The following is an 11805-nucleotide window of genomic DNA, read 5'->3' as shown; positions in this document are numbered from 1 at the left end:
CGTGCATTAATCGACCCACGCCACCCTCAGCGACAATCAAGCCTGTAGAGAATAAGTACCATGAATTTTGAAGGTTTTACACTGGATCAGTTACTTGAACTGAACCATCTAATCTGCCGCCGTATTGACGAATTACGTGAAAAAGAAACCCTTCAGGCTTTAGTTAGGCTGCATGTAGGCATGAAAGTAACCTTTGAAGCCCGAGATGGGATTAAGGTGGGTTTAGTAACCAAAATTAATCGAAAAAGCGTGATAGTGTTAGGCAAAGACGACGATGGGCGTAAACAATACAAAGTCTCCCCAGAGCTTCTGACGCCACTTAAAGAAGTTAAATAGCTTATTTAGGTATGAGTCAAGAACGCCCTAGAATGAACGCTTACCCTATAAAGGCAAGTCAGAAAGGGTAATTCATCCATATGGGTTAGTGCAGCAAGGACACACCTTGTATTTACTGTGCCGCTTTTATGACTTCGACGATGTGCGTATTACAGCGTTGCATCGCTTTGAAAAGGTCGAACTGCTCGATGAACCAATCCGTCTTTTTCCAGAATTCAATATTGATGACTATCTTAATACTGGAGTAATGCAGTGGGCGTTGCCAGATCCTAAGCTTATTTCATTAGAGCTTCGTGTGAATCAATGGCTTAAAAACCATCTTGAAGAGTCTCCATTATCGGAACAGCAGCTATTAGTAATCGATGACGAGCAGCAAGAGTCTTACTTAGTTAAGGCTGAGATGTTGGATGGTCGACAGCTGCGCCGCTGGTTATTGAGTCTAGGTTCTGATGTGGAAGTAATCGCCCCTAAGGGCTTGTGTGATTGGATGGCTAGTATAGTGAAGGCTCAGGCTGATAGGTATTTAGAGTGACAGGTAGGTTGGGTAGGAAGGAAACACTGATATGTCGGTACTAATAAAGCCGAGGCCTATATGGTTCCTTAGCTACGAAGCGTTTATTAGATATGTTGCGCAGTAAATTGCATTTATTATTGGAGTAGTTCATGAAAAGCACTCAGCTCATTGAAAGTATTCAAGTAAGTGAGATTTTAGAGGCTCTTCGCATTTAAGGGTGTAGCTGATTTCTAAATCCTCCTGACTTCAGCAAGCATCTGGCTATGTAATTGGTTAAATTTCTAAAGCCTAGGGCGGTACCTCGCAAGTGTTCAAGTCGCCCGTTGATAGCTTCTGTTGGACCGTTGCTGGTTCCTGGCCGGTCGAAGTAAGCAAGGATGCTATCAGCGTATTTTTTCAGCGTTTTCCCCAAGCCTTTTACCTCGATGAGCGCTTTGGGCAAGTCAGGGGTTGTAATGATCTTTATAAGCTCTTGCATGAGTTTTTTACCACGCCTTCGATCCGGCTCGTTGTAGGCGCTGACCACCCGTTGGTACATGTTCCAGGTGCAATCCACTTCGAGGTGGTGCTCATCTGCAAACAGCTGGAACAGTTGCTTTTTGTTGGCGTCAGACAGGTAGCTGATCCGAGTCAGTAGCGTTCGATGCTCCACAGGACAAGCAACGACAGGGATCAAGAACTAGTACATCGCTTGGTACCAGACAATCTCCGAGGTCTTTTGAGAGACCTTCCTTCACTACCTTCGCGGCATGCGATATTGATGGGCTGGGCTTCGGAGTTACCAGTGCTTGTGAAAATGAACGCCCTTGCAGAATCAGAGCGGCCCACCTCTGCCGACCCAGACTTTTGGAATGTTTGGTCTGGATTAGAAGAGCTTCAGGACGGAAACCCTAGACAAGTAAGTCGACCAGTGGATTGGAATTTGATTTCAAGAGACTGGCAAGAGCGAAGCGAAAGTGATAAAAAATAAAGTGATCGTGCTAAGGCAGTATCAACAAGATGCTTATCATCGCTGTCTTAGATCAGATAGTCATTAGTTTTATGCAGTGTGTCCGTCCACAGTAAGTATGTGCAGAAAGCACTTATCACATACTACTCACATCGCTAGTTTATTAGGGAGAGCAAGGAATGCCTGAAACACAAATGCTGGTTTATGGATTGAATACGGAGTCAGCCGATCTGGTACACATTTCCAGCTGCAAGAGCGGACTTTCCGAACTTGTTTGCCCGCAGTGTCGAACCCAACTGATCGCAAGAATGGGATCCCAAAACACCTGGCACTTTGCGCATTACAACCCTGAAAGGCAGCTAACCGAAAACTCACGTTCCTGCAGTTACTCCAAGGAGTCAGAACTACATTTGGCTGGAAAGCATCTTTTCAATCGATTGGTTCAAGACACCGGGCTTTTGAGGCTGCCAGAATTTACCCTGACATACAAACAAATCGCAAACTCTCCTGCTTTATCTACCCTTACAAAAAATCAGAAAAACTTCGTTTTAGCAAAGGCTGGCACTAACCCTGAACCATCGACAGGCGTGAGCTTTCCAGAAGTCTCACACCAGATCGATCACTGCGAGCTTGAGCCTACTGAGGGTATGGAAGGGTATCGTCCAGACGTTCAGCTCAGCTATCGTGGACAACCGGTCGCCTATATTGAAGTGGTAGTCAGCAATGATGTAAGCACTAAAAAAATGCGTCATTTTCACCATCAGCGCATCCCCGTATTGCGGTATATACCAGCAGGGAAGCTTTTGATGACAGATGAAGACATGCTTGGAAAAGCAGTTAAGCAACGGGTAGATCTTGAGTGGGTTTACCATCCTATTGAGTCAAGCCTACCTGATTCAGTATTTGGCGAGATGGAGCAATTTCTTGCTCAGCGAGAAGAAACAAGAAAACAAGTGCTGAAGAACACTGAGCAGGGCAGTACCTTTTCAGATACGCACTTACTTCAGCCTGACCCAGTGACCTGGTATGAAGCCAATCTGAGAGAAGGGTTCAGAAAAAAACTAGAGGGCCATTATCAAAGTAGCACAGGAGCCTCTATGAGCAACGAGATGAAAGCAAAGGCTGCACACTTGTACTTCAATAACAAAAATTACAATGGCGGCATTACCTATTTGGAGCTAGCACGCATGCTGAAATTCTGAGCACGGCATCTTAAAGCGGGTCGATTTCTCGCCCTTCATGATATGCCCTATTAACATGAATGGAGTTACTAAAGCAGGCAGGACAGGTGGCTGGCTTCTGCATAGCTTACCCCCATTAAGCACCTCCATTGGCAATGAGATATCACCAAGTCCGCACACCAAGGGAATAATCAGACCAAAAAGCAGCAAATAGCAACATTTTGCGCTATTTTGCGCATTTTAATTGCTTTTAGCTGCAAAATACAATAATCACAGCTCACGCAAAAAAATTTCAGATCTGAAATAAACCGGAACCCCTATCCAGAAAAAACTGACAAAAATTTCAGATCTGAAATAAATCCAAAACCAAGCCAATCCAGCACCACAACTCTCTGGAAGCTTATTACAGCATCCAACCTAGCAACTAATCAAACATCCGCCATTTGAAATAACTGCGTCTGGAGTAGACACCTACATTCTGGAAGGCAGGGCCAACATCAACAACCTCGATGGCAGCACCATAAAGGGCTACTAACCAGCAAAAAAAACGCCTGGATAACAGCTCAGAATAATCTTTGCATCGGGAAATGCTGGAGTGGGACAAAAATGTTGCCGAAGGTGCTCCTCTCGGTTTATTAAAATAAGCCACATTAAACCCAGCCATACCAAAGATCACTGATTAATGCAGGAAAAAATCTTCGCATACATATCTGTAATCTCAACACATCACAGAAAAAACTTTACATACAGGTCCAAGCCTGCTCAAACTAATACATGATTCAGTTATGTAAGGTGAGCTTCTTAATGACAGATAATAGCAACGGCACTGATCCTCGCATCGAACACCGCGAAGAAATCTCTCCGGAAATTATTTCCAACATGCTCATGTACTTTAGAGACAGCCAAACTATAAAAAGGGCTGGCGATCAGATCTATGAGTTTGACCCTAAGAAAATCAACAATAGCGACCTCAATCTTCTATCTGCGTCTGTTCTTAAAACTCTTACGAAATATAAAGACGTACATCACCCCGAGTTAGACATCACCTTAGGCATAAAAAACTTGTTCGATACTCATGAAGGGAAAGAGTGTGCCTACACGGTGATTTTTATTGAAGGGCAAGATACGAAGGAGCACCTAGAAAACCTCAAAGAAGTAGCTATTAAAATTGCCACTAATGCTGTCACAGTTGATGATCTTTTCTCAAAAGAAGCTGAAAAAATCACCAATGAAATCTTACTTCATGATGATGTTAAATCTGCCATATCAAGCCATATCAGCTCTAAATCCGGCTCAATAATAAAGCGACCTTTTTCCTTTGGGTCTGATTTAAACAGTGCGGATGAGGAGTACACCTGCAAACGCTTCCAAACAGTTACAGACCGGCAGGAGTCAATTGAGCAAGACAATTACGAATTTCTTGCTATACCCAATGGTTTTAAAGATGATAGCAACAAAGCCCATTTCACTGTTTTCTCAAAGAATAGCAAAAACAAGACCGGAGAAAAAGTTAGTCTTAAATGCATCGATCCAGAAATTTTTAAAGTCATTGCCGATGCCTACAGTAAAGAATATTTTGTTAAATGCACAGTAAAACAATCACGAAACCCTGAAACCAAATCACTAGAAAATATCCTTACCTCTGTTTCTTTAGAACCTCCACCCTCTCCAGATGATTTTAAACTCGAACATCAATAGCAAGCATAGGGATATTGCCATGGATTCGAAAACTGGTTTGAGTGCATTTGACAAGCACAAACTAATGTCCGAATTTGGCTCTGAGTATGCGCAGCTGATCGAGTTCGCTATAGAGACAGACACTGTCATCGGGATGGTGACCGCGTATAAAATCCTTGGACTAAGCGCTACTCGCATTGCTATCAGCAATCCAATCCATGATCTTGAAAGGTCTAATGGACTTTTTGAGAACTGGGTGTCACCCGGCGCAATCGCTGTAAAAGATTTTTACCTTCAACTGATAAGCCAGCCTAAAGTACTCAACCAATATGCCCCCATTCCTGCACGGGGGTCAGCTCAACAAAATAAGGGACAGTTTGGAGAGCTGAAAACGCGCAGTTTTCTCCTGGCCATGGTGACCAACCCTTTAACCAACAGCAGAACACAAACCTCGCCCAAACATCAGTTTGACGACCTCATTCAATTTCGTCGTCTGCTGCGCGTGTGGACTTTTTTTCAGGCCGCAGAGCGTTATTTGAATCACGGCTGTGCCCTGGATGAAAACATCAGCACCCTGGCTCGATTTCTGATTCTCGGACCTAATGACCCTCACCTTGCCAGCGTTGACGAGCTCTTGTACGGCCTGCACATACGCGTCGCCCAGCCTGGTGCTTCGCTCGATTTAGTCTCTGCTGCCCTCCTGTCTGAAGCCGAATCATTGCTCGCTCTGGGTCAACGCCCCAGGCATGAGACCAGGTTTCTTAATGTGATCAAAAATATTGCGTCGGGTGACTGCTTACCGATTCAGACAACCACGGTTTCTAATTCCGGTCTGGATCAACTGATCGACCTAAAAAAGGTTACTGCTCCTCAACCCTACGACTCATTTCAGATTGACGAACAGACGAGCCTCGAAGTCTATCCAGTCACCACTGATACCGATTCAGATGAAGAATCGCTGCAGGATTCAGATGCTGAAGAAAGCCTGGAGCTGATCACGCTAGATCAACATAAAGCTGCGGCTGAACAAATCGTTGAAAGCCGAGCTTATTTCATACAGCGCTCAGAGTATGCGCACTACCTACCCTGGAGTTGGGAGCAACCCCTCCCAACAGAAATAGACCCCCTACTTAAATGGGTTAATAAAACCCTGAGGTCTTCGGACACAGCGGAGTCCTTAGGTGCTGCCTGCGCTTGGCTAGCGATCCACACAGGTCGCAGCCTGAGTTTTGTTTTACATTTTCTGATCACTGACCAAGCGCATCCAGAATGGAGTCTGAGTCAGAACCTGGATCAGCTGCACCGCTTACCCGTTCGCCGTCGCAACAGCTGGTCACCTAAACCTGAATCCCTTCACCGGATCAAACCTTTTGCTGAGTCCATGGATTTGCTGCTCCCCAAACCTGTGACTCAAGCTTTAGCCAATGCCCATCAAGCGGCTGCCTTTCCGGCTAAACAGCTTTCTGGTCTCTGGTCACAAATCTCCAAGACGCCGATCGACACCTGGTTTAATGGTGCTCTACCTGACGAGCTTTCTCGCCTGAGTGCTGCGAAGTTGGCTGGCTTTTTACCTGCACTGCTCTTTGATCGCACGGGCGATTCGACCCTGGCTCGTATTCTCTCTTCGCACCCTAATTCGGGCCTACCCGGTGCCTGCAGCTATGCTACCTGGGATATTCAAACCATCGAAAAGGGCTTAGATCAGAGTCTAAACCCCGAGCTTCCCTTGCAAGATAAAAGGCAGACCCAACTGATCGGCAGCTTGCTATCCCCTATCGAAGACCACCTGATCGCAAAAATTCAGCAGGCATCGACTCAGGTCCAAACCTTTGATCAGAACAAACCACTGGTAGAGCAGCACAACCTGATTGCTCAATATCTGGTTACAGCGCTCTATGCTGCGACGGGTTGCCGGTATTTAAAAGACCCCTTTGAGTCGCTGGATTATTTCAATCTGGATCTGGGTTACGTCTACATCAATGACAAGGCCGATGCAGGTCTGCATGAAGGTCGGCTGGTGCCGCTACCCGATCAAGCTATTCAGCTGATGCATGAATATGTCAGGCACCTTCAACGCCTTCAATCATCAGTCACAAACACCTGCCCTGAATTCGCCAAGGCCCTTGATCAGCTCACTGCTCAACAGCAAGCTTGTGATCAACCATGTGCAGCTTCTTCAAGTGCTCGTGCAAGGCTGCCGCTTTTCTTTTTACTGGATGAGCGATTCAACTGGCATTCTTTGAACCAGCAAGACTTGCCTGGTGTTCCTTTATTTGAATGGGGGCTTCCCAAAAACCTGTTCAGACATCGCTATGTTCAGGAACTCACTCAACTAGGCGTTCCCGTCGACATTGTCAATGGCTGGATGGGACATGCTGAAAGGGGGTCAGCCACCTACAGTGATGTTTCGCCACGTTGCTGGTTAGATGATGCAAACCAATATCGCGCTGCGATCAACACCCTGTTTAATCGGCTTGGGTTTATTCACCCAGCCAAAATACAGGGCAGGGTATCCATTAATCCTGATACTGAAGCAAAGAAGATTTTTGATCGGCTTGAACAAAAACCTTTTGGAGAGCGTGAACGTCGCTATCGCCGTAAGCAGGCTGTACAGCAGGCCATTCGATCAGCGCATCGTGAAATTAACCTGCTTCTAGGCAATCGGGGTTTGCATGAGCTAGAAGCAGAGGACATTGAAAAGCTGATTCAGCGGATGTTATTGCGTGATGGTCAGGTTACCTATCCCTATGCCAGCATTCGGCTGGGGGTGTTGATGAAACGCATCGACCAGAGTGAAAGCGCCCACAAAATCAAGGTGCGCAAGCGGTTAGTGGCCATACGCCAGGAAAACAGCCTGATCAAAAAAGAGGCCGTACATGCAACCAGCCATCTAAAAGAGCTGTGCCGGATAGCTTCTAACATTCGCGCGAGTATCAAGGTGGACAGGCTAGCCAATAAAGAAGCTCTGATCGTTGGCTGCCTACTGCTGTGCATCGAAAAGCGGCTGAGCTACCGTCGCCTGCTCAATGATGTTCTGGCTGGCAAGAACTTCCGTATTGTTCAGCACCAGAAGCACTACTACCTGGAGTACAGTGAAGAACTTGACCCTGAGGATATGACGGCTCCGGTTCAGCGCCACGAAATCAGTTATAAAACAGCCAGCCTCCTGGTTAAAGGAAGGGCCCGCCTGCAAGATCCCAAGACTGAAATACCTGCACAGGTTCAGGCCTTGGCGGAGTATGCAGCAAAGCAAGATGCCGGCATTAATCCAAGCAGCCTAACCAGCCTGCTGGACTGGCTGTACTTCACCCTTGAGCAGGCCAACTTGGTTGAATTGCCGGGACTCGTAGCCGCCGCACTAAGTGAGCGCTGCCCACCCACAAGCCTTGGTCTGGTGGATTGGCTTAGGCAATTAGAAGGTACTCCCCGCAGCTTTACTCAACAGGCAACAGGTGTCATCCAAGCTCAGCCGAATATCCAGCCTACAAAGCTGCTTGCAGGGCGGGCACTCAAAAACAATTCAGATGAGCTTAAATCTCAGGCTAAAAGTTTCCATAAGGCCATCCATCAACAACTCAATGACTATAAGCCCAGCCAGGCCAAAGCTACTTCAAAAAAAATCATTCAGTGCTGCAAGCAGTTTGAAGGCAGCGTCAGCTCCAGTCTTTTGCTTCTGGGACACTGGACCGCTCATTTGATGGATAAGGGCAAAGGGCGCGGTACCAGAAAAGCCCTGGCAAAAAACACTCTGATCACCTATTTCGGCTCACTGATTACCGCTTTTGAAGGGCTGGCTTATGACCGAGATTTGCTTGCTTTGGATGAGGATGAGATCACCGACCTCTACGGTAAAATGATTGAATTCAGAATTACTCGGCACAATCAAATCGGTTATTTTGGTGATCGTCTGCAGCAATTTCACCGTTATGCCAGCAACCAAGGGGTTAGTGATCCCGATTGGAGTGAGCTGAACCTGGCTGATGAAGCTCGCCGGGTTCGATCAGGACACCTGACAGAAATCGACTACCTGAATAGCTTGGAAGCCATCGGCATACTTTATACCGATCCAGACCAATCATTACTGATGCAGTTTGCTCTGCTGTGCTGCTATCGGTTCGGCCTGAGAAGCCGTGAAGCCTTGGGGCTAAGATACAAGGATTGGTGTACTAATCAAGCCATGCAATGGGTGCTGATTCGCAATAATCCACTGCGTACCCTGAAATCTGATAGCAGCCGCAGAGCCATCCCTCTATTGTTTAATCTGCAAGAGACCGAGCAATCCATTGTTGATCAGGTTGTGGCTCGCTGCATTGCCCTTGGTGGCACAGACAAGAACACGCCAATTTTTTGTGAGATTCGTAAAGGGCGCGTGCAAGAGTCGGCCTACACCAAGCTGATTCCACAGGCGCTGATTCAAATCGCCCGCCAGATCACCGGGAATCCTGCCCTGGTTTTGCATCATGCTCGCCACGCTTTTTACAACCGCGTGGCTGCAGTTCTTCTGGGGCTGGACACACCACTTGCACAGACGATCACACAAGGCCTCGATAAAGAGGCGTTACTGCACTGTGTCCTGGGACACAATACGGATATTTCCAAACGCAGCAGCATGGCCCTAGCCAGATTACTGGGCCACCACCACCCCAGCACCGGCATGAAAAACTACTGCCACCTGATGACCGACTGGGCCGACCAACTCACCCCTGTCAAAACCACCAGGGCAAAATTACTCAAAGGGGCCTTCAACACTCGGTCACTGAAAATCTACCAGGCCCCCAAACAATCTAGCCCAATAAAGCTGAACTTCAGAACACCTGAATTACCCCTGCTACTAAAGACCCTGAGGCTGGTCAGTGTTGGCAAATCCTTTGAGCAGGCAGGATCATTAATGGGACTCCACCCTGATCACACTCAAGATCTCCAGACTGTTTTTGAAATAGCCAATGCCAAAATGCGTTTTAAGAACCTGGGTGAGTCGGGGCATATTTCGGGAAAAGATCATCCCAACGCACTTCTTCGTTATATCTCGGATGATGCCTGGGTCCGAATGATCGAAAGTGCGGAGCAATATGACCATTCAACAACCCCTACCCTTCAAATCACTCTGGATGATATTCCGTCACTAACCGGCAGCAAGCGGCATATTTTGATGGCTGAAGACAGCCACTGCTTGCTGATCCGTGAAACCATGAAGGTTTTTGAACTGGAAGATGGAGTAATTACAGTGGCTGCCTACAGAGACAACTCTTATGCAGTGAAAATGCTGGAGCGACATGGGTTTAATCTGAACACAGAGGGGAGCACCGCTTCCAGCAGCGGTCGCTTTCAGCTGGACACCTTTGATATTTACAAAGGTGACCGGTGTATTGCAAACCGCAAAGACTATGGCGGGATCAAGATACAGCGGCGCGATCAAGGTGTGTTGCGAAACAGCCACGAGTTGGCAGTTGCCGTTCTAACCCTTGGCTTGAGTATACTGCTATCCTCAGAAGTGCAGCCTCAGATTCAAGCAGATGCCTTGTAAGTCAGAGCCACAAAACAGCAGTCTCGAATAGCAGACCTGCCTAACAGGTAAGGTTTGCTTTTTGATTGATTCAGAATAGCATTGATTTAAATGGCGAAGGCTCTAATCGAGAACGTCTGAGGCTAGGCATACCCTTGCTAGAGCCAGGATATGTGTTTAAGTCGTTTTAAATCACTGACTTAAAAAGCAAAAAGGCCCTCCTTTCGGAGAGCCTTTTTGATAAGATCTTTGCATCTTGGATCCCTTCAAGCTGACCGAAGTGAGCAATGAAAAGATATGATCCCAAGTGCCTACGAGGATTAGTATAGGTTAGGAGTCCAACGAGTGCAACCCAACAATATTGACCAGACTCATACAGACATATCTGTTGCCAGATTATCCAGCTATAGAGCTATGTTTCGCGGTGCAAATGACCATGAGCTTTATGGCATCTATTGCTGGAATGAAGCCCTTTCAGCAACGCTATTCCGTTTAATCTCAATCACCGAAGTTGTGATGCGCAATCGTTTTCACGTGGCACTCAGCCTGCACCTTTATAGCCACAGGTCTGTAGGTGTAAAGGATTCAAATGACTGGTATAACCAGCTTGCATTACCACCAAAATCAGAGCAAAAAGTTCGAAAGGAAACCCACTTTAGGCATCGGCGCTCTGGTCAGCTAAGACCAAAATCTCCAGCCCCTTCTCCAAATGATGTGGTTTCAAGAATGACATTTGGATTCTGGCCAAAGCTACTTGATGTTAATGGAATACCCTGGGGTCAACTGCTTCCACAAATTGTTCCCAGTCATCGATACAAAGACTCTAGGTACTGGTCTGTGGTCAAACACCAGGATGCACTTTACGCACGCTTAGATCTGGTGAATCGACTCCGCAATCGCATTGCCCACTTTGAGCCAGTTTGGAAGCAGGGTGACTTGTACGAAGAAAGAAGAGGGCGGTCTGGCTCGCCCAAGCCCTCGATCGAGCTTCCTGCCCCCTCATCACCAGCAGAAGTCATTGCCCGGCTGAAACTCTTACACGATCGCATTACAGAGCTACTGAAGTGGTTATCCCCTGATCGATACAGTGATTACACAGCTAGCTATGTAGAGAGTCACTTCAACTGGATTTGCTCTGCCGAGGGTTTAGCTGCCTACAAGCAGATGCAACCAGGGTTGAATATGCCATTAGCTCGCTTTAAGCGGGAACTCAATAGTATACTTGCGCGCCATGCAATGGTAAGGGTGCATCGCAAAAACCGTCCGGTAGGCACTTACTATCCGATACTCCGATAAACCTGTCCCGCATCCTTAAGGTCAGCTTAAAAATTAGTGCTTGTGACCATCTTCAATGAGTTTGGTTGTTCTGAGGGGTTTTTAATCTCATCTTATTCGTCTTGAGCCACCTCTGCTAGGACAGAGTTTTAGGACATTTTGAGCAACCTAAGGACATATAATATGTCCTTACAGGGTCATTCTCATAACCTGAAACATTAAGCTCTCAAATTTCAGAAGCATTAACACCAACCGATAAACAAGCACTCAGCCAACGGCTAGAGTCACAGCCAGAGTTACGGCTAGAGTCAGCATTGGCAGCTAAAATTATGCTGCTCTTGCAAAATGAGCCACTTAGCAAGTCTGAACT

The 11805-nt window shown here is 46.8% G+C and carries 7 protein-coding genes and 2 pseudogenes; 8 read left to right on the top strand and 1 reads right to left on the bottom strand.

Going from position 1 to position 11805, the window contains the following annotated elements; genetic code table 11:
- Positions 1–60 precede the first annotated feature (60 nt).
- From BP27_RS0112655 to BP27_RS17645, 3 genes and pseudogenes are all read left to right on the top strand, one after another.
- Positions 61–336 (top strand): hypothetical protein, encoded by a 276-nt coding sequence (locus tag BP27_RS0112655; protein ID WP_027851861.1) that lies wholly within the window; start codon positions 61–63, stop codon positions 334–336.
- A gap of 61 nt (positions 337–397) precedes the next feature.
- Positions 398–505 (top strand): annotated as a pseudogene (locus tag BP27_RS17650) (WYL domain-containing protein); the annotation flags it as partial.
- 78 nt (positions 506–583) lie between these two features.
- Positions 584–868, top strand: coding sequence for a WYL domain-containing protein (locus BP27_RS17645; RefSeq protein WP_483819032.1), 285 nt, complete (start codon positions 584–586; stop codon positions 866–868).
- Positions 869–1061: 193 nt separating this feature from the next.
- Here the strand turns inward: BP27_RS17645 and BP27_RS0112645 are convergent.
- Positions 1062–1493: pseudogene (locus BP27_RS0112645) on the bottom strand (transposase); the annotation flags it as partial.
- Between the two features lie 141 nt (positions 1494–1634).
- On the opposite strand from BP27_RS0112645, the gene BP27_RS17435 reads away from it, so the two are divergent.
- From BP27_RS17435 to BP27_RS0112620, 5 genes are all read left to right on the top strand, one after another.
- Positions 1635–1820 carry a hypothetical protein gene (locus BP27_RS17435; protein WP_245597851.1) on the top strand — a complete coding sequence of 62 codons (186 nt, stop codon included), beginning with the start codon at positions 1635–1637 and terminating at the stop codon, positions 1818–1820.
- A gap of 158 nt (positions 1821–1978) precedes the next feature.
- The gene (locus BP27_RS0112635; protein ID WP_027851857.1) at positions 1979–3001 is read left to right on the top strand and encodes a competence protein CoiA family protein; all 1023 of its coding nucleotides are present in this window, start codon (positions 1979–1981) and stop codon (positions 2999–3001) included.
- Between the two features lie 783 nt (positions 3002–3784).
- Positions 3785–4678 carry a hypothetical protein gene (locus tag BP27_RS0112630; RefSeq protein ID WP_027851856.1) on the top strand — a complete coding sequence of 298 codons (894 nt, stop codon included), beginning with the start codon at positions 3785–3787 and terminating at the stop codon, positions 4676–4678.
- A gap of 19 nt (positions 4679–4697) precedes the next feature.
- Positions 4698–10181, top strand: coding sequence for a tyrosine-type recombinase/integrase (locus BP27_RS0112625; RefSeq protein WP_027851855.1), 5484 nt, complete (start codon positions 4698–4700; stop codon positions 10179–10181).
- 324 nt (positions 10182–10505) lie between these two features.
- Positions 10506–11456, top strand: a complete 951-nt coding sequence (locus BP27_RS0112620) for an Abi family protein (RefSeq protein ID WP_027851854.1) — start codon at positions 10506–10508, stop codon at positions 11454–11456.
- Positions 11457–11805: the final 349 nt, after the last annotated feature.

The sequence above is a fragment of the Marinospirillum insulare DSM 21763 genome (genome assembly GCF_000686905.1).
GTDB lineage: Bacteria > Pseudomonadota > Gammaproteobacteria > Pseudomonadales > Halomonadaceae > Marinospirillum > Marinospirillum insulare.
The sequence above is the reverse complement of the archived record's forward strand: the minus strand, read 5'-3'. Positions and strand labels throughout refer to the sequence as shown.